Consider the following 22,496-nt stretch of genomic DNA (forward strand, 5'->3'; position numbering starts at 1 on the left):
GGCGGTGAGGACCGAAGGTCCAAACAGGGAAGAAGGAAGCCCATGCTGATCTACTTCGGCGATATCCCGCTCGGCAGCGACCATCTGACCGGGCCGACGGCCGACCAGGAGACGTTCGAGAACGAATTCGCCGAGCACGCGACGGCGCGCGGCAAGCCGCCGATCCAGACGATCGGCGAGAAACGCGACACACGCTCCTTCGCCTTCTTCTTCGACGAGGGCTTCTGCGACGTGTCGGCCGAGTGGGCGAAGCTGATGCTCGCCTACCGCCTGAAGTCGGCGGCGACACTGGTCATTCCCGGCGTCGGCTATGGCGGCGCCCGCTACGTCGTCGACAAGCTGTCGAAGACGACGGAAGCGACGACACGGTCGGGCCGCCTGGTCCGGATCGATGCCCGGATCGAGCTGTCCGAGGATCCTCGCGTCGCCGGCGTGTTCGGTGTCCTCGCCGGCGTCTTTTCCGGATCGGTGGCCGATGCCGCCGGCGCGGCGGTCAATTACGCCGTCCGGACCCTGAAATAGGAGGCGGCGATGCGTTGCAGCTACTGCGGCTCTAACGGACATACCTATGCCAATTGCCCGGAGACCTTCGGCGGCTCGTCGCGACGAGCGAACATGCGCTGCACATACTGCGGCGGCCGTAATCACAAAATCGAGGCCTGCCCGAAGACGTTTGGTGGCAGCGCCGCCCGTGCCTTCCGCCCCGAAGATGTCGCGGATCACTTCATCAAAGATCGGGGCCGGCCATGAGCACGGGCCATTTCGAGCACGTCACGAGCGAGGGCGAGCGCTGGGACCTCATCGCGTGGTCCTACTATCGCGACGTCACCAGGCAATCGCTGATCATCACCGCCAACCGCGCCGTCTTCGTCGACCCAGCGTCCGGTGCAATCGGCCGCGTGCCGGCGATCCTGCCGGCGGGGCTGATCCTGCGCATTCCCGTCGTCGAGCAGCGCCTCGACGAGACGCTGTTGCCGCCCTGGAAGCGCGGCGCGCCGGTGCCGGGGGTCGCGGCATGAGGGCCACAAGAGGCGGTGAGCGCCGTCGGCGCGAACGGGGAAACCGGTAATGGCGAAGGAGGCTGCCTGGATACTGCTTTACCGTGGCGTCGACATCACCGGCGATCTCGACCCGATGACGACGTCGGTGCGCTATACCGACAAGCTGCATGGCGAGGCCGACGAGATCGAGGTCACGGTTCAGGACAAGGACGGGCGCTGGCGGGGGCCGTGGTGTCCGGAGCCGTCCGACACGATGGAGCTGTGGTACGGCTGGAAGGGGGCGCCGGGCACCTATGCCGGGCGCTTCGAACTGGACGAGCCGGAGGTCCAGATCGGCCGCGGCGGCGACACGATGACGATGCGCGGGATCGCCGCGCCGATCACGGCGAGCCTTCGCACCGAACGGACCGCGGATTACGAGGACATGACGGTCGAGGCGATCGCGAAAAAGGTGGCGAACCGCGCCGGCCTGACGGTAAAGGGCGCGTTCAACAAGACGAAGTGGCGGCGCAAGACCCAGCGCCGGATGCGGGATCTGGAATTCCTCGTGCAGCTCGGCGAGGACACCGATCACTACGTCTCGGTGCGCGGCACGGAAATCCAGTTCTGGCCGGTCGACCAGGTCGACGGCGCCCCGGTGGCGGCAACCTTCACCGTGAACCATCCGGACGTCGTCTCCTTCACCGGCCGGTTCGAGACGCAGGGGACGAATTCCAAGGCGGAAAGCCGCTATTTCCACGACGAGGACAAGCGGCTGATCAAGGCGGAGATCTCCGACGACAGGGTGAAGACCGGCGACATCCTGAAGATCGTCGAGCGCACCGAGGACGAGGCCCAGGCGGCGCTTCTGGCCAAGGGCCGGCTTCACCAGACGAACCGCAACCGGCGGTCCGGATCTCTGACCCTCGTCGGCCGCCCGGACCTCGTTGCCGGGTCCGTCATCGCGCTGGGCGCCGACTTCGGTAAATGGGCCGGGCGTTACGTCGCCGACAGCTCCGATCATTCCCTGACGCGCGGGCCGTATCCGACGGTTCTCACGCTCAAGGAAGCGCGGGAGGCAAAAGAGTGACAAGAGGCGGTGAGCGCCGCCGGCGCGAACAGGGAACGAAGACATGAGTGGGTCCGATCGCGCTCGCGAGCTGCACAACAACCACACCAACAAGCGCGGCCGCGTCGTCGAGCGCGACGGCGCGAACCGCCGCGTCCGCGTCCAGTTTCCCGACGAGGATGAAACGTCGTCCTACTGGATCGACGTCGTCGGTTCGGGCTCGTCGAAGAACGCCTCCTATGACATGCCGGACGAGGACGACGAGGTCTGGTGCGCCCTCGATCCCGCTGGCGAGGGCGGCTATGTCGCCGGCACCCGCTACAACAGGGCGGATCGGCCGAAGACGTCCGACGCGAACGTCACCCGCAAGGATTTCCGCGACGGGTCGTTCGACGAGCACGATCCCGGCAGCGGCACGCGGACGATCGAAATCTCGGGGACGCTGATCCTGAAGGTCGGGGCCTCGACCATCACAATCACCAGCGGCGAGATCACGATCGCCACCCCGAAGCTGACCGGCGTGAAGACATAGGGACCCGTCAGCGACGTAGCGAAGCGAGGAGCTTAAGGATGGGACAGAGACGATGAGCTTCGGGATCGCGGTGAAGGCGCTCGACGTCGCGGGAGGCGCGCAGCTCGCCGGCCCGGCCGCGCCCTGGACGGTGGAGGGCCAGACCATCGTCCTCCTCGGCGATCCCGTCGAGCCGCATCCGCCAGCCCCGCCGCACACAGCCACGCCGCGGATGGTGGAAGGGTCGAGCTGGTTCACGATCGATGGCGTGCCGGTCTGCCGCCAGGGGCATCTGGCGAGTTGCGGCCACGCGACCACCGGGCGCGGATGGTGGACGCTGCCACAGTAAACTTGACTCTATCAGGCGGTGAATATTCTCCTGCATGAGCGTAAAAGTTATGATTCGGCGCGACGGCGGTGGGAGAATATGGCAGCGATCCACTATCGGTTCTTGAACCGCGACACTCCGACCGTTTCGACCAATAAGCTCCATTCCGCCTTGGATCAGACCCTGACGCTCGATATCGGAAACGATCAAACCCTTCGCCAGAGCGTATTCGAGAGGCGGCAACTTGCCGACGATGGCCATCACGTCGTTCTGAATCGCACGAGCCGTACCGAAGATTGGCTTTTCGCCGATGTGCTCCGCTCTGAACCGGATGCGCAGTTCGCGTCAGTCCGCGAGGGTGACAGTCAAGAGTATCTAAGCGTCGAGCAATATCTCGTCCCGGAGGGCGATAGCCCGCTACGAGGTTCGATGTACGTCCTAATTTATGGAGATCACGTCTTATACAGCTCGCGCGGTCAAATCTCGTCGAAGTGTCTCGAAACCTATCTGACATGGCTTCTTCAGAAACAGCCACGGGTCCTTTCTGCCGAACACCGGCTAATACTTGAAACCAGAATTCCGAGGACCGAGCGCATGCGAGCGACTTCAGCGCGGATCAGCCTGACGAGCCTTTCGGAAGTACAACCGGTCGAACGTCCGGTCGATCAGGCGCCAGTGCCGCACATAGAGCGCCAACCGGCAAGCCAGAGCATTTTATCCACACTGATGGTTACAAACGCCGACCTCGGGCAGATGATTGCTGACGGCCAAGTCGAGGTCGACGTACTACTAAAATTTAAGACCGGAGGGCGAAAACGCCCCATGAACGTTGGTGACCTCAATCGCGCGTTTCGAAACGTTGAAGACGCTGACGATATCACGTTTGACGGTCCCGATGGACCGGTAAGCGCCATCGGTACCCGACTGCGGGGGACAAAATCGATCGAGACAAATGGCTCTCTTTATGACGCCGATGACGCGCGCCGAAAACTTCTCGAACAGTTTGATGAATGGCGACAACAGGGCCATATTGAGAACATCTGAAGCCCACATGAAGTGCTATGGATATTCGCCTCATCCTACAAGTCACTGCCGCTGCCTTTGTAGGCGGAGTAGCTGCGCATTGGCTGGATAATGACGCCTTGAAATCGGCGGCGTCCGAAATTGTCGCAACCTTGAGCATAGTGAACGCGGCGATTTTCCCGACTGTCGTCCTGAGTGCCACGGTCTTGAGGCCGGCGACAGTTTCGAGCGCAAACGTTGCGATCTACAGAAAAGCGCTCAAGCGTCAGATTGCCTTTTTCTTCGGTGTTTTCGTTCTGTCTCTCTGGACAATCGCTGTGGTCATTTTTGCCCAGGTGATGGATTGGACATTGTACGTGGAAGTGCCGTGGACCAAGATCGCGTTTGATGCAGGATGGATTTTCAATCTCGCAATCGTTGGTCTTGGCACTCTCGTGTTCCTACGCCTGCCAGCATTTTTGCAGGCCCTCATGAGTTTATTAGACGTTCACATCAACACGGTCGCCGAAGAGGCCAAAGCGCGCGAAACACGCCGTAGTGAGGATCTTGCGAGGGAATTGTCCGCATTGCCGAGCATTTCGGATCATCAGCGCGCACCGCGGCCACTAACCACCGCATAAGCCCTCGCCCCTGCAGACTGCACGTCCCGGAATGCAGCCCTTCCGCCTAACGTCCGAGGATGCTCGCGACGTCCCGGCCCTTCGTTTCTCGCTCGGCGATCCCCTACGCCCACTGGTCGATGAAGGTCGGCCGGCGGGCTCCGGCGTGGGGTGAGATCGTCGACCAGATCGACGACCTCGACCAGGGCATCGCCAATCTGATCTTCACGCCGAAGGGCTCGGTGCCGACCGAACCGGAGAAGGGCTGCGATCTCCTGCCCTGGATCGACCGGCCGCCGGCGGTCGCGGTCCCGCGCCTCACCGTCGAAATCTGGGAGGGCCTCGCCCGCTGGCATCCGCGGATCACGGTGCGCGAGGTCAGCGTCGCGATCCTCGGCTTCGCGCACTATTCCGTCCCGGTCTTCTGGTCGCCGATCGCCAGCGTCATCGAGGACATTCGCCGCACCGAGATCACGCTGACCCGCGACGCGCTTCTGGCCGTTGCCGGCTCCGCCATCGTCCCGGCCGGGAGCCTTTCCGCGTGAACGCCTTCTCACCATCCCGGCTGACCCTGGCCGCGCTGCGCGCCCGCGGCGAGCCGATCCTCTTCGAGCGCGATCCGTCCGTCTGGAAGGCGCGCCTCGTCGCCTGGTTCGAAGTAGAGAGCGGACGCACGCTCTATCCCGACCAGACCGAAATGTTCCTGATCGAGATGCTCGCCTATGTGCTGGCGACGAAGGGCGAGGAGAACCAGGCGGCGATCATCGCCAATCTCGCCGTCTTCGCCGAGGATCGCCACCTCGACAACGTCGCGGCCAACATCACCGTCCGCCGGTTGCTCGCCCAGGCCGCCACCGTCACCGTCCGGTTGACGCTGGCCGAGGCCCGTCCCGGCCAGGTGCTGGTGCCGAAGGGAACCCGCCTTGCCGCCGGCGATCTGATCTTCGCAACCGACGCGGACGCCGCGATCCCGGCAGGCCAGCTCACCGTCGACACGGTGGCAACGGCAACCGAGCCCGGCACCCGCCACAACGGCCTCGTCGCCGGCCAGCTCACCGCGGCGCTCGCCTCGATCGCGCCGGGCTTGTCGGCCGCCTCGATCGACGTCTCCAGCGGCGGCGCCGACCAGGAAGACGACGAGCATCTGCGCGAGGTGACGATCGACGCGCCGGAGCGCTTCGATCGCCGCGGCGGCTGGGGCGGCTACGGCTTCGAGGTCCGCCGCGTCAATCCGGCCATCGCCGACGTCGCGGTGCATCGGCCGCAACCGGGCTACATTCATATCTATCCGCTCCTGACGGGCGGCGAGCTGCCGGGCCAGGCGCTGCTCGATCAGGTGCTCGACCATCTCGACCCGGACACCGTCGCGCCGCAGGGCGACTTCGTCTTTGTCCTGGCGCCGGCACCGTCCGTCTTCGACTTCACGCTCAAGCTGCGCGCCGATCCGAACGCCGACTGGACCCGGCTCGAGGCCGAGGCGCGGGAGGTGGTGGCGACGAGCTTTGCGACCATGCGTCGGCCCTCCGGCGCAGGCGACCGGACAACCAGTTTCGCGCCCGACACCGGTTCGCTCGGCGCGCAGATTGCCCCCTCGGCCGTCACGACCGCCGCGCGCGGCGTCGCCGGCGTCGTCGACGCCGAGACGATCGGCCTCGTCTGGCAGGATCTGGCCTTCGACCGCTTCCCCCGCCTCGGCGTGCTGACCGTCGATATCGTGAGCGCGGCCGATGCCTGACGAATTGACACTTGCCGAGCGTGATCGCCTCGTTCGCGTCGATGGCCTCGATCGCCGGCTGGTGCCGCCGGGCGTCGCCGATGCGCGGGGCCGCGCCTTCATCCGCGTCATCGGGCGAGCGATCGACGCGGGCGATCCGAACGCCCTGATCCTGACCGACTTCAGCAAGGTCGACGCGCGGCTGCTGCCCTTCTTCGTGCGCGGCCTGTCGCTGCAGGAGTTCATGTTCGAGGGCATCACCGAGGCGATCGTGCGCAACTTCTGCGCCAACGCCGTCCCGCTGCATGAAAAGAAGGGCACCGTCGCCGGCATCGCCTTCGGCCTGTCGCTGATCGGCATGAAGCTCACCTTCACGCACTGGTTCAAACGCGTGCCGCCCGGAGCGCCGAACACCTATGAGGCGACCGCCTATATCGACGACGTTCTCTACGAGGACGGTTCGAGCCTGACGCCGCGAACGCGCGCCGCCGCGCTCCAGATGATCGACGCCATGAAGCGCTGGAGCCAGGAGGGCGCGACGCGCTTCGGCATCGTTGCCCGCGCGCCTCTCCACATCGGCGCCGTCGCTCGGATCGGCGGCATCGTTCACACCCGCATTCTTCTGCCGACCGACCAGGACGAGCGCGCCGAGACGATCGTCGCCGCGACGTCGCGGACCGGCGGCGTTCACCACACCACAGGGCTCACGCCATGACCCAGAGCAATTTTACGATCATCACCCGCTACGGCCGGGAGTGGCAGGCCAAGAAAGCCGCCGGCCAGGTCGTGCCGGCGATCGACCGCATGGTCTTCGGCGACGGCGACCGCATCCCGGCCGGCGGCGAGGCGGCGCTGCTCAACGAGGTGCACCGCGAAGGTCTGTCCAACTGGGGCATCCTCGCCGACGAGACGGCGGCCTTCTTCGACGCGTATCTTTCGGCCGAGATCGGCGGCTTCGTCATTCGCGAGCACGGGCTTCTCGATGCCGCCGGCGGCCTGATCGCCATCGGCCGCCGCGATCCGGGAATTCCGAAGGCCGACCCGGCGACGGGCGCGGCCGACGATTTCACCTATCGCATCGACGTGTTCTTCACCGATCTTCAAGCCCTCGTCGTCGCGATCGATCCCGTCCATGGTCTGACGGCCGAACGCCGTATCGATACCGCGACGGGGCTTGCCGGTGGCGGCGACCTGTCGCAGGACCGCACGCTGACGACCGACTGGTCGAACCTCGGCGCGGCGGCGGGCGTCTTCGGCGACAGCGACACGCTAAACCTGCGCAAGGCCGGCTCGCAGTGGAGCTTTTCGCTCGGCCAGCTCGGCGCCTGGCAGCGCGGCTTTTTCACAGACCCCGCCAAGCCCGAGACAGAGCGGTTCGTGCGGGTGTCGGATTACTCGCCTTTCGAGGCTCGCAACGCCAACGCCGACATCCCGGTCAATGGCTGGCAGTCGGCGCCGCCGGGCGCCCCGGCCGAGGGCGACCGCTACATCGTCAAGCCAGCGGGAACCGGCGCCTGGGCGGGACAGGACGGCCGGATCGCGATCTATATCGGGGGCGCCTGGACGTTCGCAGCGCCGCTTGCCGGGTTGCAGGTGCAATACTGGTCGGGCCGGCAGATCGTGCTGCGCTATGATGGGGTCGCCTGGGCCGAGGACCTGGCGACCGAGACGGCGGCGGGCCGCATCGAGCTGGAGACGACGGCAGAAACCGAGGCAGGCGCGAATACCGGGCGGGCGTCGCAGGCAGGCGGCGTTCTCGCCGCCATCGCCAAGCGGATCAAGGGCGCCAAGGCGACGGCACCGGTGCCTGCGGCCGGCTGGAATGATGCCGTCGATTGGGGCATGTATCCGGTGCTGTTGCGGGGTAGTGATCCCAGCGGGCCTATCCCAGGCAGCGCGGCTCTGTTTCATGCCTTGAACTTCGCCTATGCCGGCGATCAATTGACGCAGATCGCCATCCCCTACGCCGCCGACACCGCGGTCGGCTCGTTCCTGCGCGGGCGCTATCAGGGCGCATGGAGCAAATGGGCGCCGCTGGCGCAGACAGCTTACATCGACAGGGACACGGTCACCTATCTCAACGTCTATCCGACCGTGCTCACCGCCGACCATAAGGTGCCCGTCACCGCCGTCGCCGGCACCGTGTCGATGCCGGCGTTCAAGTTTTCCTGGCGCAATTTCAAGACGATCAGCGTTCCGGCACAGAATTTCGCGGTCGTCACCGAAAAGGTCTACCACCTGAAGGTCGTGTATGACCGCGTCGCCGACACGACGACGGCCACACTGCACGACACCGCCAGCGCGGCCTACAATCCCGGCGCGCTGGCGGCCAGCGATCCGAGCTTCGACGCGGGATACGACGAGATCTTCGTCGCATCCATCGACACGCGGGGCGTCAGCGTGCCGCTGGTGTATGCCCTCGAAAACGCCGAGACGCTGGAGTTGATGGCAGAAGTCTCGACTTCGACGGGGATCACCTTCACGACGAATGATTACCTCTATGTGTATGTGCACCAGGTGGCCTACAACTGGGCGCGACGCCCCAGCCTGCGCCAATTTTCCGGGGTCATCGGCGCCACCGCGCCGCCGGCGTCCGGCATCCAGGGTGTGGCTAACTTGGCCAAGATCACGTCCTCGACGCGGCATGGCATCAGCACCAGCACCAAAACGGATTTTTCGGCCGAGGCCACCGGCACCTATGTCTATCTCCAGTACAATTTGAGGGCTTGATCCATGTGGTACTATGGTGCCGATGGCGACATCATCATTTCGGTGGCCTCGGCCCCCATTGGGCCGGCGGCGATCTCGCATCCGGCCTATATCGTGCCGGAGCAGTTCGCGCTCTGGCGGGTCGTGGACGGCGCTCTGGTCGCGGCGGCCGACCATGGTGGCGACTATCATGTCGATCCGGCGGACCCGGTGCTCACCAAGCATGTCGTCGCCGCGGAGGGTCGCCAAGCGGTCGCCTGCGCCTTTGACGATCTGCTGGTCGTCGACGCCGGGACGGTGCGCCCCGAGAGCGACGCCGATCGTCTCGACCGGGCGCGTGCGGCAAAAGCGGTCGCCGTCAACGCCCAGCGCGACGCTATCATCGGCGTCGGCTACCAGCACAATTTCGGGGCGACGGCGGGGATCCGGACGCTCGACCAGCGCAGCGAAGGCGACGCGATCAATTGGCTTGGGCTCAAGAACCTGGCGGATGCGGCGATCGCAGCGGGGGCCGGCGCCGATCCGATGGAAATCCGCGACGCGGCCGATGAGACATTCTCGGCATCGGCGACGGTCGTGTCGTCGGCGCTGGTGGCGATGGCGCAGTGGCGCGGCGCGGTGATGTCGCGGTCCTGGGCATTGAAGGACGCGATCGCCGCCGCTGCCGACGAGGCGGCGCTCGACGCGATCGACATCGAGGCCGGCTGGCCGACCTGATGCCCGATCTCGAATGCACATGGTGGCCGGACGTCTGGTTCGGAGTCCGGCTCACCGATTGCTGCGCGGCGCATGATCTATCGCCGCTCGACACCGCGTCGTCGCTCGACCTCGGTGCATGCGTCGCCGGTACCATGGCGGCCTCGCATCCGGTCGCCGGCATCGCGCTCGGCGCCATCATGGCGTTCGGCACCGCCGTCTGGTGCGGCCTGAAATGCGGACCGCGCGGCAGGCGGCGATAGCGGCGCGGCCAGTAAAGATGTCCGTCGCTCCTTTGGCGACGGGGGCCGGCCGAAGCCGGCTACGGGGAATCGACTTGGCGGAAGACCCCCGCATGACGTCGATTAGGATCACGCCACCGCCGCCACTGCCCGAAGGCAGCCGCGCGACGGTGACAGCGATCTGTGAAGGTTTACTTAATGCACTCGAATTTTCGCGCCGTCGATCCGGTGCAGCCGGCTGCCGGCTATATCGGCGGCAAGCGCAATCTCGCCGCCAGGCTCATCGCCCGGATCGAGACCCTTCCGCACGACGGTCGTCAGGCACCTCAACCCTTCGCGGGTCCGGCTCAGCGCCTGACCCGTAGCTGCGCGCGACCTGGTGCTGAGGCGCTCCGGCAAAGGCTCTTCAAACCGCCTTCGATGACGGCTCACGGGCAGCTGAAACGGAGTGCATTTGAAGTTGCGCGCGTGTGCATATGATTTTGCGCGCTACAACTGGAGCGCCGTCATGCGCGAGATCGAGCGCCAGACCGGTTACCGGCCACCAGCCCGGCACGGCGACACGGCTGGCAGAGCGGTAAAGTAAGCCGATCGTCGCTGGCGATGCAGCGTTAGAGATCCGCCCATCGGCAGGTGTCTAACGCCGGACTGGTCTGCCAGGCGAAAAATCTGTCCGAAGTCTGTTGCCGATCTGTCCGAGGTTTCGCGCCGCGCCACACAGTCACCGCAGCATATACAGAACCACCCAAGCACATCAGATAGGTGAGACTAGAATGTGACTAACGCCAACGGATCGAACCGTTAAGTCTTTGAATTTAATGGTGCGCCCGAAAGGATTCGAACCTCTGACCCCCAGATTCGTAGTCTGGTGCTCTATCCAGCTGAGCTACGGGCGCACTGACGAGCAGGCCCTGACGAGGCTGCTGCGTTCGTGAGGGCTAGGTAGCCGCTCGGGTCTTGGAATGCAAGCCGGCATCGGCCGCAAATTTTCAGCTGGAAGGTCACCTGTCTCAGGTGATCGGGACGGTGGCGGCCGCCGCGCCAAGCGACGAACGCGACGGCAGCCGGATTTCGAAGCGGGCTCCCGGCGTCGTGCCGTCGGCGAGGGTGATGCGGCCTCCATGCGCCTCGACGATCTCCGCCGCGATGGCGAGCCCGAGCCCGGTCCCGCCGGAACGCACCGACCCGGTGAACGCCTTGAACAGGTTTTCGCGGGCCCGCTCGGGCAGTCCCGGTCCGGTGTCCTCCACGATGACCAGGGTCTCGCCATCGACCTCTTGCCGCGCCGCGATGGTGATCCGCCGCACGACCGAGGGCTGGTCCGCCTCGTTGCCCTCCAACGCCTGAATGGCGTTGCGGCAAAGGTTGACCAGAACCCGGTGGAACTGGTCCGGATCCACCTCCACTTCGAGCCCCTCGCCCACCGCGTTGACGCAGCCGATCCCGGACTCGGGCGACACCGCGACCATCTCGAACACGTCGGTGACCAGCTGTTTCAGCCGCACTTTGCGCTTCACCGGCGCGTTTTCGACCGCTCGCCCGTAAGCCAGCACCGACTGGGTGTAGTTCAAGGCTCGGTCGAGGCTACGCAGCAGCATGGGCGCCACCCGCTGGACGCGCGGATCATTGAGAGTCGCCAGGCGGTCGGAGATCATCTGCGCCGAAGCCAGGATGTTGCGCAAATCGTGGTTGATCTTGGAAACGGCGAGGCCGAGATCCGCCAGATGGCGTTGTTCGCGCAGCGTGTCGGCGAGCCGAGTCTGCATGGCGGCCAGTTCCGCCTCGGCAACGCCGATCTCGTCGTCGCGCTCGGTCGGCCGGATGATCCGGGAGGAGTCCGCGGGTTTCTCGCCGAACCGGATCATCGAGCCTGTCATCGCCTGGATGGGCCGGATCAGATAGGCGCTGATCGACCCGTAGACCAGGAGCGCGGCGAAGGAGGCGATCGCCAGCGACAACAGCAGGATATTGCGCGAATAGATCAGCATGACGCGGCGCAGCGGGTATTCCGACATCACCACCTCGCCGACCAGCGATCCGTCGCCGACCGCACCGAACACCCGCATGGTGCGGTTGCCCCCGGACAGAAGCGTGTTGAACGCGCCAGTCACCATCCGAAACGGGTTCTGATTGCTCAGGTCGATTTGCAGATCGACAACGCCAAGCGTTTCGTCACGGGCCAGCAATCGCGAGACGTCGCCCTCGACGATCGCGACGAGCTTGGCATCGAGAGCCTTGAGCAGGCTTGCCTCCTGGGCGGGGCCGAGCACCACGTCGCCCTGTGGATTGTTCTGGCTCGAGGCGAGCCCCGCGACGGCCGCGGTCTCGATCTTCGCCGACAGCCAGTCCTCGCGAAAATTGGCGATCGAAGGAACAAAGATCAGCACTTCGGCGAGCATCACCGCCAGCATGGTGACGAGCAGAAGCCGCGTTGAAATACGCCGCCTGACGAGCGGCACGCGCGCGACATCCTTCGATCGGCGATCGGCAGGTCGCTTCGTGTCCTTCGGCAATGCGACGCTCGTCCCTTCGCTTGCAGCCTTGAGATTCGACCCGCTCAACACTGTCCATGCGCCTGGTCAGCCGAACCGGCTCAAAAAGCCGATAGCACGGCGCACCAGCGGACGCCGCGTATAGGGATGATAGTAGGAGGTGGCTGCCCGTTTGCCAATTTCGGAGAAGGTCGGATAGGGCGAGATAAAATCGCGCAGATCGGAAATCTTCAGGCCCCTGCCGATCGCCAGCGAAAACAGATTGGTGAGTTCGCCCGCCTCGGCACCGACGACCCCGGCCCCAAGCAGCCGTCCACCGCGGCCGGCCACGAGCTTGACCAGCCCCTGAGTGCGTCGCTCGGTCTGGGCGCGATCGTTTTCCTCGAAGGGCCAGCGCAGCACATCCACATTGAGCCCGCGCAACCTGGCTTGCGCCTCGGTCAGGCCGACCTGACCGAGTTCCGGATCGGTGAAGGTCACATGCGGGAGCTTGTCGTGGTCGGCCTTGATCGGCAGGCGAAACAGGATCGCCCGGATGACGAGCCCGGCGTGGTAGTTGGCGACATGGGTGAATTGCGGGCCGCCGGCGATATCGCCGACGGCATAGACCCGTCGGTTCGAACTGCGCAGATCGGCGCCGACCTTGATGCCGCGACGATCGTAGTCGATGCCCGCCGCGTCGAGGCCAAGACCCTCGACATTCACCGCCCGGCCGACTGCGACCAGGAGATGGCTCCCCTCGATCATCGCTTTCTCGCCGTTCTTGCGCTCGATGGCCAGCCGCACCGCGCTTCCGCCTCCATCAACGCCGACTACTTTGGTGTGTTCCTCGATGACGACGCCCTCCGCGCGGAGACGGCGAAGGACGACGGCCGCAAGTTCCGGATCGTCGTTTCCAAGCGCCGTCTCGCCTTCCACTACGGTAACCTTGGCGCCGAGCCGGCGATGGGCCTGCGCCATTTCCATGCCGATCGGCCCCCCCCCGATCACCAGGAGATGGTTCGGCCGCTCGGTGAGAGAGAAAATCGTCTCGTTGGTGAGATGCGGCGTCTCGGCCAACCCGTCGATGGGCGGAACCAGCGGCGAGGAGCCGGCGGCAACGACGAAGCGCCGGGCGCGGATCAACTGTCCGCCGGCATTGACGGTATTCGGATCGATGAATTGCGCGTCGGCCTTGATTACCCGGACGCCGAGACCCTCGAAGCGCTCGACTGTATCATTGGGTGCGATCGCCCCGATCACCCCGTCGACATGCGCCTTGACGGCAGAGAAATCGACCGTCGGCTCGCCGGCCGATACGCCGAACAGCGGCGCGGCGCGGATCGCGGCGGCGTGTTTGCCGGCGGCGAGTAGCGCCTTTGAGGGAACGCAGCCGAAGTTGAGGCAGTCGCCGCCCATCAGGCCGCGTTCGACGAGAACGACCGGCACCCCGAATGCGGCAGCGGCCGCTGCCGTGGTCAGGCCGCCCGACCCGCCTCCAATGACGCAGATGTCGGGTGTCAGGATCTCGGCCATCTCAGCCTCCGCGTGGCTTCGTTTCGGCGGCGACGGGGCGCCGTCCACGAAAATAGATCTTCTTCAGGACCAGACCGAGGATCGCGAAGGCGGCGAGCCCGAGCAAGGCGATGGTCATCTCCGTCGTCAAGAGATCGGCGAGCTCGACATCCCCCTCGCCGACATTGACGAGCGCCTGATTGATGCCGCTGCCGAGGAAGGCATAGACCATCGAGCCTGGAATGATGCCGATCAACGTCGCCATGACATAGGTTCTGAGTGGGACGTCGAAGAAGGCCGGCGCCACGTTGACAGCGACGAAAGGCATGACCGGCGTCAGCCGCAGAACGAGGAGATAGGCGAAGGCGTCGTCGCGAAAACCGTCGGCGAAGCGCGCAATGGCACCGCCGGCGCGCTTGCGCAGCAGATCCCCGAAGGCGTAACGCGCGGCCACGAAGATGAGCGTCGCGCCGATCGTGGCGCCGATGATGGTGAGGATCCCGCCAAGAAACCACCCGAACAGGAAGCCGCTTGCGACGGTGAAGATCGCCGCCGCGGGAAAGGCGAAAGCAACAAGAACGGCGTAGCCGACGACATATCCGACCGAGGCAACGGCCGTATTTTCCGAGACGAAGCGGCCGAGCAGATCACGGCTGGCGAGGAAGGACTCGAGCGACAGGTAGCCGTGCAGATCGAGGCTATAGGCAAGCAGCAGTCCGGCCGCGATGATCGCGAGAGGAAGGTAGCGCTTGAGTGTGGAGGTCCAACCTGCGCCGCCGTCCGTGTCCATTCCGTCTCCTCTTTCGCGGCCGTCTGCCAAACGCACACGATAGACCCTTCGCCGGCCACCGATTTGCGAGCGACGCCATGTCCTTTGGCGCCAACATTGCGCGCCACAGCCCATACGCAAAGGGAAAAGACGCGATCACGCGGCATCTCACGCCGTGTTGAAGACCGATAATGCCCGCGATACACCCTCCCGGTCCGGTTCGCACGCGATGAATCTCCCTCGCCCACCTCGCATCGACGACGTCCGACAAGGTGCGGTGGGCCGAAGCATTGTCGGTTGGGCGGCTCCGCCAAGAGGCCAGGAAACGGGTAGCGACGCGGCGGCGAACCTGGCTATAGTGGCATCGGATTCCAGGGCCGGAGGCAAGGCGTTTGAGTGAAACGGCACAATTGTTGAAAACGCCGCTGTTCGACCTCCACATGTCGCTCGGCGCCCGGATGGTGCCGTTCGCGGGCTACGAGATGCCGGTGCAATATCCGGCCGGCGTGATGAAGGAGCACCTGCATACGCGCGCCGCCGCCGGGCTGTTCGACGTCTCGCATATGGGGCAGGTGACGATCAGGCCGCGATCGGGCGACATGCGCGATGCCGCGCTGGCGCTGGAAACGCTGGTGCCGGTGAACATCGCCGGCCTGAAGGAAGGGCGGCAGCGCTATGCGCTGTTCACCAACCCGGCCGGCGGCATTCTCGACGATCTGATGGTTGCCCATCGCGGCGACCATTTGTTCCTGGTCGTCAACGCGGCCTGCAAGGCCGAGGACATCGCCCATCTCAGCGCCGCCCTGTCGGACCGCTGCGAGATCACGCCGCTAACCGATCGCGCCCTTATCGCGCTGCAAGGGCCGAAGGCCGAAGCCGCGTTGAGCACGCTGTCCGGCGATGTCACCGCAATGCGCTTCATGGATATCAGGTCCGTTGAGCTCTGCGGTGCGCAATGCATCGTTTCGCGTTCCGGCTACACCGGTGAGGACGGCTTCGAAATCTCCATCCCGGCGGAGAAGGCCGCGGCCGTCGCGACCGCGCTGCTCGCCCATGAGGCGGTGGAGCCGATCGGCCTCGGCGCCCGCGATTCCCTGCGGCTGGAGGCCGGCCTCTGCCTCTATGGCAACGATATCGACACGACCACGACGCCGGTGGAAGCCGCGCTCCAATGGGCGATCCAGAAGACGCGTCGCACCGGCGGCGAGCGCGCCGGCGGCTTTCCGGGCGCGGCAACAATCCTGGCGGAGTTGGCCGAGGGCACCTCGCGTCGCCGCGTCGGTCTGCGCCCCGAGACGCGAACCCCGGTTCGTGGCGGCGCGGCGCTGTTTTCCGACGAACAGGCCGGTTCTCCGGTCGGCGCGGTGACCTCCGGCGGTTTCGGTCCCAGCGTGGATGGTCCCGTCGCCATGGGTTATGTCCCCTCCAAACTGGCGACGGCCGGCACCCGGCTCTTCGCGGACGTGCGAGGCAAGCGCATTCCCGTCATCGTCACGCCGCTTCCGTTCGTCGCCGCCAACTTCAAACGTTAAAGGACAGCCGAATGCTCAAATTCACCGAAGACCATGAGTGGCTGCGGCTCGATGGCGATATCGCCACGGTCGGAATCACCACCCACGCCTCGATCCAGCTCGGCGACCTCGTCTTCGTCGAATTGCCGGATGTCGGCGCGAGCTTTGCCAAGGGCGACGACGTCGCCGTGGTGGAATCGGTCAAGGCCGCGTCGGAAATCTATGCTCCGCTCGACGGCGAGATCACCGAGGTGAACCCGGCGATCGCCGACGATCCGTCCGTCGTCAACAACGACCCGATGGATGCCGGCTGGTTCTTCAAGATGAAGCTCAAGGATGCGTCGGCGGCCGATGCCCTGATGGATGAGGACGCCTACAAGGCGTTGGTCGGATAAGGCGTCACGCATGAGCTTCGACTTCACCGACTACGAGCCCTACGATTTCGCCAACCGGCGTCACATCGGCCCCTCCCCGACCGAGATGGAGGCGATGCTGGCGCTGCTCGGCGCCGACAGTCTCGACGCGTTTATCGACGCGACGGTCCCCGCCGCGATCCGGCAGGAAAAGCCGCTCGAATGGGGTCCGGCCATGACCGAGCGCCAGGCGCTGGACGCGCTGCGCGAGACCGCCAATCGCAATCAGAACCTCGTTTCACTGCTGGGCCAAGGTTATTACGGCACCATCACGCCGCCGGTCATCCAGCGCAACATCCTGGAAAATCCCGCCTGGTACACGGCCTATACGCCTTATCAGCCGGAGATCAGCCAGGGCCGGCTGGAAGCACTGCTGAACTTCCAGACCATGGTGTCGGACCTCACCGGGCTCGACGTCGCCAACGCCTCGCTCCTCGATGAAGCGACCGCGGCGGCCGAGGCGATGGCGATGGCGCACCGGCTGTCGAAATCGAAACGCACCGTCTTCTTCGTCGACGAGAACTGCCACGCCCAGACGATCGCGGTGATCCGCACCCGGGCCGAGCCGCTCGGCTGGACGGTCGAAATCGGCGATCCCTTCCAGGATCTGAAGCCGGATACGGTGTTCGGCGCGATCTTCCAATATCCCGGCACCTACGGCCATGTGCGCGACTTCACCGAAGTGATCGCGGCGCTGCATGGCGAGAATGCCATCGCGGTGATGGCCGCCGACCTGTTATCGTTGGCGCTCTTGAAGACGCCCGGCGAGATGAACGCCGACATCGCCGTCGGCTCGACCCAACGCTTTGGCGTGCCGATGGGCTATGGCGGCCCGCACGCCGCCTATATGGCGGTGAAGGACGCGCACAAGCGCGCGATGCCCGGCCGGCTCGTCGGCGTTTCGGTGGATACGCGCGGCAACCGCGCCTACCGTCTGGCACTGCAGACCCGCGAGCAGCACATTCGCCGCGAAAAGGCGACGTCGAACATCTGCACCGCGCAGGTGCTGCTCGCCGTGATGGCGGCGATGTACGCGGTGTTCCACGGGCCGGAGGGCCTCAAGGCCATCGCCCAGCGGGTGCACCAGCGCGCGGTGCTGCTGGCCAAGGGGCTGGAAAAACTCGGCTATACGGTCGAGCCGGAGGCGTTTTTCGACACCATGACGATCGAGGTCGGGCGGCTGCAGGGCGCGATCCTGAAATCCGCGCTCGCCGAGGGGGTCAATCTGCGCAAGGTCGGCACCGACCGGATCGGCATCAGCATCGACGAGCGGACGCGCCCGACCGTGATCGAAGCCGTCTGGCGGGCCTTCGGCGGGGAATTCACGGTCGACGATTTCGACCGCGATAACCGGCTGCCGGAACCGCTGCGGCGCAGCACGGATTACCTGACCCATCCGGTCTTCCACATGAACCGCGCCGAAAGCGAGATGACCCGTTACATCCGCCGGCTGTCGGACCGCGATCTCGCCCTAGATCGGTCGATGATCCCGCTCGGCTCCTGCACCATGAAGCTGAACGCCACGGCCGAGATGCTGCCGATCACCTGGCCGGAATATGCCGAACTGCATCCCTTCGTGCCGCAGGATCAGGCGCTCGGCTACAAGGCATTGATCGAAGATCTGTCTGACAAGCTGTGCCAGATCACCGGCTACGACGCCGTTTCCATGCAGCCGAACTCCGGCGCGCAGGGCGAATATGCGGGTCTCCTTACCATCCGCGCCTACCACCAGGCGAATGGCGATGATCACCGCGACATCTGCCTGATTCCGACCTCGGCGCACGGCACCAACCCGGCTTCGGCGCAGATGGCGGGAATGAAGGTGGTGGTGGTGAAGTCGGACGAGAACGGCGACATCGATGTCGACGATTTCCGCGCCAAGGCCGAGGCCCATGCGGCCAATCTCGCCGCCTGCATGATCACCTATCCCTCGACGCACGGGGTGTTCGAGGAAAGCGTCGCCGAACTCTGCGCCATCGTCCACGAGCATGGCGGCCAAGTCTATCTCGACGGGGCCAACATGAACGCCCTCGTCGGCCTCGCGCGGCCGGGCGACTTCGGCGCCGATGTCAGCCATCTGAACCTTCACAAGACCTTCTGCATCCCCCATGGCGGCGGCGGTCCGGGTATGGGGCCAATCGGGGTCAAGGCGCATCTGGCGCCGTATCTGCCGGGCCATCCAACGACGGGCGGAAGCGAGGGGCCGGTCTCCGCCGCACCGTTCGGCTCGCCCTCGATCCTGCCGATCTCGTGGAGCTACTGCCTGATGATGGGCGGCGCGGGCCTCACCCAGGCGACCAAGGTTGCGATCCTCAGCGCCAACTACGTCGCCAAGCGGCTCGAGGACGCCTATCCGGTGCTCTACAAGGCCAAGAACGGCCGGGTGGCGCATGAATGTATCGTCGACACACGCATCCTGCAGGAGTCCGCCGGCGTCAGCGTCGACGATGTGGCCAAGCGGCTGATCGACTGCGGCTTCCACGCCCCGACGATGAGCTGGCCGGTGGCCGGAACCTTGATGATCGAGCCGACGGAATCAGAAACCAAGGCCGAGCTCGACCGCTTCTGCGACGCCATGCTGGCGATCCGCGAGGAGGCGCGCGACATCGAGGAAGGCCGCATCGATCCGCAGAACAATCCACTGAAGAACGCGCCGCATACGGTGGAGGATCTCGTCGGCGAATGGGACCGGCCCTACACCCGTGAACAGGCGTGTTATCCGCCGGGGGCGTTCCGGGTCGACAAATACTGGGCGCCGGTCAACCGCGTCGACAACGTCTATGGCGACCGCCACCTCGTCTGTTCCTGCCCACCGGTCGAGGACTATCAGGAAGCCGCCGAGTAGCCGGCTGCCGTCCACCGTTGCGCGCCCGCTTCAATTGCGGCGGGCGCGCCGTTCAGACGACGTCCTTGACCCGGTCCCAAGTGTTCATCAGATGCTTGGCGAGGACTTCGCCGAGGCGCGCGCCATCCCGAACACGGAGCGCCTCGGCCATCTCCTCGTGCTCGGCCACGGCGTTCGCCCAGGCCTCGGGTCCCTGATTGCCGAGGAAGCGGATGCGCTTCAGTCGCGCCTGGATGTTTGCCTGTACGTCGATCAGCATGTTGTTGCGCGACAGCCGCGCGATCCGCGCGTGTATCTCCTGATTGGCCTTATAGTAAGTCAGCCGGTCGCGTTTGGCGTAATAGCCCATCATCGCGTCGTGAATCGCGAGGAGTTCGGCAAGGTCCTCGTCGCTGGCGCGCTTGCATGCCAGCTGGCCGGCAAGCTTTTCCAGTTCCGCCAACACCTCCAGCATCGAGAACACGTCCTCGGGCGTCAGCCGCCGCACGATGCTGCCCCGCGCCGGCCGAATGTCGATCAGACCTTCGCCGGCGAGCGTGCGGAGCGCCTCGCGGAGCGGCGTGCGGGAAACGCCGAGCGAATCGACAAGCGCGGCCTCGTTGATCCGAGCGCCCGGTTTCAGATGCCCCTCGATGATGAGGTCACGGATTCGGCCCGCGACCTGCTCGTGCAGCGTCTGCCTCTGGATCACGGGTGCGTCCGGATAGGCGATATCGTCTTCGACCGGCAGTTCAGTCACGGCGGGCTCCAGCAAGAGGCAACGCGCCTTCATAGCAAAAAAACCGCTTGCGCACGTCAAAAGAAATATTGTATGCAAAATGCAATATCCAGAACCGGCGGGAGGCCGAATGCGGAACGATCTGGTGATCGCCTTTGCGATCGGTGACCCCGCGGGCATCAGCCCGGAACTCGCTGCCCGGCTGCTCGCCGCCGACATCGCTTCCCAGGCGGTCATGCTGGTCATCGGCGATCGCCGCGTTCTGGACATGGGAGCGAAACACGCCGACGTCGCCATTGATCTGCCGACCGTTTCGCTCGATGCGTTGGGTCCGCGGCGGCCCGAGCACTCATGTTTCGTCGATCTTGGCAACTGCGATCCCGCCACCATCGAACTCGGCACCGCCAGCGCTGATGGCGGTCGCTCAGCGCTGGCCAATTTCCGCTGTGCCCTGCTAGCGGCCAATGGCGGCCATGCCGACGCAGTGTTCTTCACGCCGTTCAACAAGCACGCCATGCGGCAGGCCGAATCCGATTACGTCGACGAGATCGGCTTCGTGAACCGCACCATTCACGCAACCCGCAATGGCAGCGAGTTCAACGTTCTCGACGAAGTCTGGAACGCCCGCTGCACCTCGCATATCCCGCTATCCGAGGTTGCCGGCGCGCTCAGCGAAGAGCGCGTCTTCGAGAGCCTGCGCCTGACCGTCGAGACCATGCAAGGGGCGGGATTCGCGCGACCACGGATCGGCGTCGCGGCGCTCAATCCCCATGCCGGCGACGGCGGCAATTTCGGCACCGAGGACGACGCGATCATCCTGCCGGCCGTCGAACGGGCTCTGTCCCACCAGATGGCCGTGACGGGACCAATCCCCTCCGACACCGTCTTCGTGCGGGCCCTGAAGGGTGAGTTCGACGCGGTACTGACGATGTATCACGACCAGGGGCAGATCGCGATGAAGCTCATCGGCTTCGATCGGGGCGTGACGCTGATCGCCGGCTACCCGTTCTCGATCGTCACGCCGGCGCATGGAACCGCCTACGACATCGCCGGCCAGGGCATCGCCAATGCCGGCGCCGGCCGAAAAGCCATCGAACTCGGGTTGATGCTCGCGGCCCGCAAGAATGAGGCGGACGGGAATACACCGCCTCCGGACCAGAGCTTGGCCACGCTTTTTCGCCAAGGCCTCGAATCCTCGGCCGCCGCCTGAAGCGCACGGCCCAAATCCACGCCGAAGAACGGCCGAAAAAGGCCGCACACCAGACGACCAGACCAACGACAGATTTTTCAACGCAGATGGGAGGAAGAAAATGATGCACACAACTTTGAAGGCGCTTCTCGCGGGCGCAGTCCTTTTGACCGCCGGTGCCGCCGCTGAGGCCCAGGAAGAGATCATTTTCGGCATCAGCGCCGCGAACGGCTCGCTGCAGGAGCGGACCGCCAGCGAATTCGCCAAGCGCGCCAACGAAAAGCTCGGCGACAAGGCCGTGGTCAAGGTGTTCGACTCCTCGCAGCTCGGCAAGGACAAGGACATGCTGCAGAAGATCAAGCTCGGCACCATGCACCTGACGCTGCCATCCTCGACGATGCCGGAGATCGCGCCGGAGTACGCGATTTTCGACCTGCCCTTCATGGTCAAGGATCGCGACCACCTGGCGCGGATCGACGAGACCTTGTTCAAGGACGTGCTGGTGCCAGCCGCCGAGGCACAAGGCTATCGCCCGCTGGCGATCTGGGAAAACGGCTTCCGCCAGATCACCAACAACGAGCGACCGATCAACACGCCGGCCGATCTGGAAGGATTGAAGATCCGCACGCCGAACTCGTCCTGGCGGGTGGCGATGTTCCAGGCCTATGGCGCCAACCCGACGCCGATGTCGTTCTCCGAAGTCTTCGTCGCGCTGCAGACCGGCGTCATCGACGGTCAGGAGAACCCGCTGACCAACATCGCCGCGGGCAAGCTCGACGAGGTGCAGAAATTTCTGTCGATGTCCGGGCACGTCTATTCGCCGGCCTACCCGACGGTCGGGATCGCGACGTTCGAAAAGCTCGATCCCGAAATTCAAACCGTCCTCGCCGAGACCGCCCAGGAGGTCGCCACATGGGCGCGTGAACAGGGCGCCAGTGCCGACGGTGAACTTCTCCAGAAGCTGAAGGACGGCGGCATGGAGGTCAACGAGGCCGACCGCCAGGCCTTCATCGACGCCTCCAAGCCGCTCTATGAGAAGTTCGCGTCCGAGGTCGAAGGCGGCCAGGACATGATCGACAAGGCGCAGTCTCTCGCCGACGGCTCCTAGCATTACAGTTGCGTCTTTCGACGAGTTCTGAATCCATGGGCGACCATGATTCGGAGGTCATGGATGATGGGCGCATCGATCGAGAC

23 protein-coding genes and 1 tRNA gene are annotated in these 22,496 nt (G+C 65.1%); 19 read left to right on the plus strand and 5 right to left on the minus strand.

Annotation, left to right across the window (positions count from 1 at the left end; translation table 11 throughout):
• Window positions 1–42: 42 nt before the first annotated feature.
• From VQ044_RS14780 to VQ044_RS14845, 14 genes are all read left to right on the plus strand, one after another.
• The gene (locus VQ044_RS14780) at window positions 43–522 is read left to right on the plus strand and encodes a phage tail protein (protein ID WP_327647951.1); all 480 of its coding nucleotides are present in this window, start codon (window positions 43–45) and stop codon (window positions 520–522) included.
• Between the two features lie 9 nt (window positions 523–531).
• Window positions 532–750 carry a hypothetical protein gene (locus VQ044_RS14785; protein WP_327647950.1) on the plus strand — a complete coding sequence of 73 codons (219 nt, stop codon included), beginning with the start codon at window positions 532–534 and terminating at the stop codon, window positions 748–750.
• Window positions 747–1,019, plus strand: a complete 273-nt coding sequence (locus VQ044_RS14790) for a hypothetical protein (protein WP_327647949.1) — start codon at window positions 747–749, stop codon at window positions 1,017–1,019. The genes VQ044_RS14785 and VQ044_RS14790 overlap by 4 nt, the downstream gene beginning before the upstream one ends.
• 49 nt (window positions 1,020–1,068) lie before the next feature.
• The gene (locus tag VQ044_RS14795) at window positions 1,069–2,070 is read left to right on the plus strand and encodes a phage late control D family protein (protein ID WP_327647948.1); all 1,002 of its coding nucleotides are present in this window, start codon (window positions 1,069–1,071) and stop codon (window positions 2,068–2,070) included.
• A 43-nt stretch (window positions 2,071–2,113) separates the two neighbouring features.
• Window positions 2,114–2,581 (plus strand): hypothetical protein, encoded by a 468-nt coding sequence (locus tag VQ044_RS14800; RefSeq protein ID WP_327647947.1) that lies wholly within the window; start codon window positions 2,114–2,116, stop codon window positions 2,579–2,581.
• A gap of 52 nt (window positions 2,582–2,633) precedes the next feature.
• A complete protein-coding gene (locus tag VQ044_RS14805) occupies window positions 2,634–2,909 on the plus strand; it encodes a PAAR domain-containing protein (protein WP_327647946.1) in 276 nt (91 codons plus the stop codon).
• 78 nt (window positions 2,910–2,987) lie between these two features.
• Window positions 2,988–3,932 carry a hypothetical protein gene (locus tag VQ044_RS14810; RefSeq protein WP_327647945.1) on the plus strand — a complete coding sequence of 315 codons (945 nt, stop codon included), beginning with the start codon at window positions 2,988–2,990 and terminating at the stop codon, window positions 3,930–3,932.
• 17 nt (window positions 3,933–3,949) lie between these two features.
• A complete protein-coding gene (locus VQ044_RS14815; protein WP_327647944.1) occupies window positions 3,950–4,531 on the plus strand; it encodes a hypothetical protein in 582 nt (193 codons plus the stop codon).
• A gap of 59 nt (window positions 4,532–4,590) precedes the next feature.
• On the plus strand, window positions 4,591–5,055 hold the full coding sequence (locus tag VQ044_RS14820) for a baseplate (protein ID WP_327647943.1): 465 nt from the start codon (window positions 4,591–4,593) through the stop codon (window positions 5,053–5,055).
• Entirely contained in the window at window positions 5,052–6,245 is a 1,194-nt protein-coding gene (locus VQ044_RS14825) for a baseplate J/gp47 family protein (RefSeq protein ID WP_327647942.1), read from the plus strand. The genes VQ044_RS14820 and VQ044_RS14825 overlap by 4 nt, the downstream gene beginning before the upstream one ends.
• Window positions 6,238–6,939, plus strand: coding sequence for a phage tail protein (locus VQ044_RS14830; protein WP_327647941.1), 702 nt, complete (start codon window positions 6,238–6,240; stop codon window positions 6,937–6,939). The genes VQ044_RS14825 and VQ044_RS14830 overlap by 8 nt, the downstream gene beginning before the upstream one ends.
• The gene (locus tag VQ044_RS14835; protein ID WP_327647940.1) at window positions 6,936–8,954 is read left to right on the plus strand and encodes a phage tail-collar fiber domain-containing protein; all 2,019 of its coding nucleotides are present in this window, start codon (window positions 6,936–6,938) and stop codon (window positions 8,952–8,954) included. The genes VQ044_RS14830 and VQ044_RS14835 overlap by 4 nt, the downstream gene beginning before the upstream one ends.
• 3 nt (window positions 8,955–8,957) lie before the next feature.
• The gene (locus VQ044_RS14840) at window positions 8,958–9,650 is read left to right on the plus strand and encodes a DUF4376 domain-containing protein (RefSeq protein WP_327647939.1); all 693 of its coding nucleotides are present in this window, start codon (window positions 8,958–8,960) and stop codon (window positions 9,648–9,650) included.
• Window positions 9,650–9,892: a hypothetical protein gene (locus VQ044_RS14845; RefSeq protein WP_327647938.1), complete on the plus strand. Its 243-nt coding sequence runs from the start codon at window positions 9,650–9,652 to the stop codon at window positions 9,890–9,892. Before VQ044_RS14840 ends, VQ044_RS14845 begins: the two co-directional genes overlap by 1 nt.
• Before the next feature lie 798 nt (window positions 9,893–10,690).
• Here the strand turns inward: VQ044_RS14845 and VQ044_RS14850 are convergent.
• The 4 genes from VQ044_RS14850 to VQ044_RS14865 all read right to left on the minus strand — a co-directional run bounded on the left by VQ044_RS14850 (window position 10,691) and on the right by VQ044_RS14865 (window position 14,647).
• Window positions 10,691–10,767: transfer RNA gene (locus tag VQ044_RS14850), tRNA-Arg, on the minus strand.
• 114 nt (window positions 10,768–10,881) lie between these two features.
• The gene (locus tag VQ044_RS14855) at window positions 10,882–12,384 is read right to left on the minus strand and encodes a sensor histidine kinase (RefSeq protein ID WP_327647937.1); all 1,503 of its coding nucleotides are present in this window, start codon (window positions 12,382–12,384) and stop codon (window positions 10,882–10,884) included.
• Window positions 12,385–12,450: 66 nt separating this feature from the next.
• Window positions 12,451–13,878, minus strand: coding sequence for a dihydrolipoyl dehydrogenase family protein (locus tag VQ044_RS14860; protein ID WP_327647936.1), 1,428 nt, complete (start codon window positions 13,876–13,878; stop codon window positions 12,451–12,453).
• Window position 13,879: 1 nt separating this feature from the next.
• Entirely contained in the window at window positions 13,880–14,647 is a 768-nt protein-coding gene (locus tag VQ044_RS14865; protein ID WP_327647935.1) for a TVP38/TMEM64 family protein, read from the minus strand.
• Between the two features lie 371 nt (window positions 14,648–15,018).
• Here VQ044_RS14865 and gcvT point away from each other — a divergent pair, with 371 nt between their 5' ends.
• The 3 genes from gcvT to gcvP are packed head-to-tail and all read left to right on the plus strand — an operon-like array spanning window position 15,019 to window position 19,395.
• Window positions 15,019–16,158, plus strand: coding sequence for a glycine cleavage system aminomethyltransferase GcvT (gene gcvT, locus VQ044_RS14870; RefSeq protein ID WP_327647934.1), 1,140 nt, complete (start codon window positions 15,019–15,021; stop codon window positions 16,156–16,158).
• An 11-nt stretch (window positions 16,159–16,169) separates the two neighbouring features.
• The gene (gcvH, locus tag VQ044_RS14875) at window positions 16,170–16,532 is read left to right on the plus strand and encodes a glycine cleavage system protein GcvH (RefSeq protein ID WP_327647933.1); all 363 of its coding nucleotides are present in this window, start codon (window positions 16,170–16,172) and stop codon (window positions 16,530–16,532) included.
• Window positions 16,533–16,542: 10 nt separating this feature from the next.
• Complete coding sequence (gene gcvP / locus VQ044_RS14880; protein ID WP_327647932.1) at window positions 16,543–19,395, plus strand: aminomethyl-transferring glycine dehydrogenase; 2,853 nt, start codon at window positions 16,543–16,545, stop codon at window positions 19,393–19,395.
• 52 nt (window positions 19,396–19,447) lie between these two features.
• Here gcvP and VQ044_RS14885 read toward each other — a convergent pair whose 3' ends face one another.
• Window positions 19,448–20,134, minus strand: a complete 687-nt coding sequence (locus tag VQ044_RS14885) for a GntR family transcriptional regulator (protein ID WP_327647931.1) — start codon at window positions 20,132–20,134, stop codon at window positions 19,448–19,450.
• Between the two features lie 109 nt (window positions 20,135–20,243).
• On the opposite strand from VQ044_RS14885, the gene VQ044_RS14890 reads away from it, so the two are divergent.
• Together VQ044_RS14890 and VQ044_RS14895 are read left to right on the plus strand one after the other, a co-directional pair.
• On the plus strand, window positions 20,244–21,323 hold the full coding sequence (locus VQ044_RS14890; RefSeq protein ID WP_327647930.1) for a 4-hydroxythreonine-4-phosphate dehydrogenase PdxA: 1,080 nt from the start codon (window positions 20,244–20,246) through the stop codon (window positions 21,321–21,323).
• 100 nt (window positions 21,324–21,423) lie between these two features.
• The gene (locus tag VQ044_RS14895) at window positions 21,424–22,410 is read left to right on the plus strand and encodes a TRAP transporter substrate-binding protein (RefSeq protein WP_327647929.1); all 987 of its coding nucleotides are present in this window, start codon (window positions 21,424–21,426) and stop codon (window positions 22,408–22,410) included.
• The last annotated feature ends 86 nt before the right edge of the window (window positions 22,411–22,496 follow it).

The organism is Aurantimonas sp. C2-5-R2 (assembly GCF_036549495.1).
GTDB classification, from domain to species: Bacteria; Pseudomonadota; Alphaproteobacteria; order Rhizobiales; family Rhizobiaceae; genus Aurantimonas; species Aurantimonas coralicida_A.

Bases quoted from the DNA above. Each gene is read 5' to 3' on its own strand.
- VQ044_RS14845 (WP_327647938.1), top strand. From the start codon at position 9,650: ATGCCCGATCTCGAATGCACATGGTGGCCGGACGTCTGGTTCGGAGTC.
- VQ044_RS14840 (WP_327647939.1), top strand. From the start codon at position 8,958: ATGTGGTACTATGGTGCCGATGGCGACATCATCATTTCGGTGGCCTCG.
- gcvP (WP_327647932.1), top strand. From the start codon at position 16,543: ATGAGCTTCGACTTCACCGACTACGAGCCCTACGATTTCGCCAACCGG.
- VQ044_RS14865 (WP_327647935.1), bottom strand. From the start codon at position 14,647: ATGGACACGGACGGCGGCGCAGGTTGGACCTCCACACTCAAGCGCTAC.
- VQ044_RS14890 (WP_327647930.1), top strand. From the start codon at position 20,244: ATGCGGAACGATCTGGTGATCGCCTTTGCGATCGGTGACCCCGCGGGC.
- VQ044_RS14820 (WP_327647943.1), top strand. From the start codon at position 4,591: ATGCTCGCGACGTCCCGGCCCTTCGTTTCTCGCTCGGCGATCCCCTAC.
- VQ044_RS14810 (WP_327647945.1), top strand. From the start codon at position 2,988: ATGGCAGCGATCCACTATCGGTTCTTGAACCGCGACACTCCGACCGTT.
- VQ044_RS14790 (WP_327647949.1), top strand. From the start codon at position 747: ATGAGCACGGGCCATTTCGAGCACGTCACGAGCGAGGGCGAGCGCTGG.
- VQ044_RS14895 (WP_327647929.1), top strand. From the start codon at position 21,424: ATGATGCACACAACTTTGAAGGCGCTTCTCGCGGGCGCAGTCCTTTTG.
- VQ044_RS14835 (WP_327647940.1), top strand. From the start codon at position 6,936: ATGACCCAGAGCAATTTTACGATCATCACCCGCTACGGCCGGGAGTGG.
- VQ044_RS14785 (WP_327647950.1), top strand. From the start codon at position 532: ATGCGTTGCAGCTACTGCGGCTCTAACGGACATACCTATGCCAATTGC.
- VQ044_RS14800 (WP_327647947.1), top strand. From the start codon at position 2,114: ATGAGTGGGTCCGATCGCGCTCGCGAGCTGCACAACAACCACACCAAC.
- gcvH (WP_327647933.1), top strand. From the start codon at position 16,170: ATGCTCAAATTCACCGAAGACCATGAGTGGCTGCGGCTCGATGGCGAT.
- VQ044_RS14815 (WP_327647944.1), top strand. From the start codon at position 3,950: ATGGATATTCGCCTCATCCTACAAGTCACTGCCGCTGCCTTTGTAGGC.
- VQ044_RS14795 (WP_327647948.1), top strand. From the start codon at position 1,069: ATGGCGAAGGAGGCTGCCTGGATACTGCTTTACCGTGGCGTCGACATC.
- VQ044_RS14830 (WP_327647941.1), top strand. From the start codon at position 6,238: ATGCCTGACGAATTGACACTTGCCGAGCGTGATCGCCTCGTTCGCGTC.
- VQ044_RS14860 (WP_327647936.1), bottom strand. From the start codon at position 13,878: ATGGCCGAGATCCTGACACCCGACATCTGCGTCATTGGAGGCGGGTCG.
- VQ044_RS14805 (WP_327647946.1), top strand. From the start codon at position 2,634: ATGAGCTTCGGGATCGCGGTGAAGGCGCTCGACGTCGCGGGAGGCGCG.
- VQ044_RS14780 (WP_327647951.1), top strand. From the start codon at position 43: ATGCTGATCTACTTCGGCGATATCCCGCTCGGCAGCGACCATCTGACC.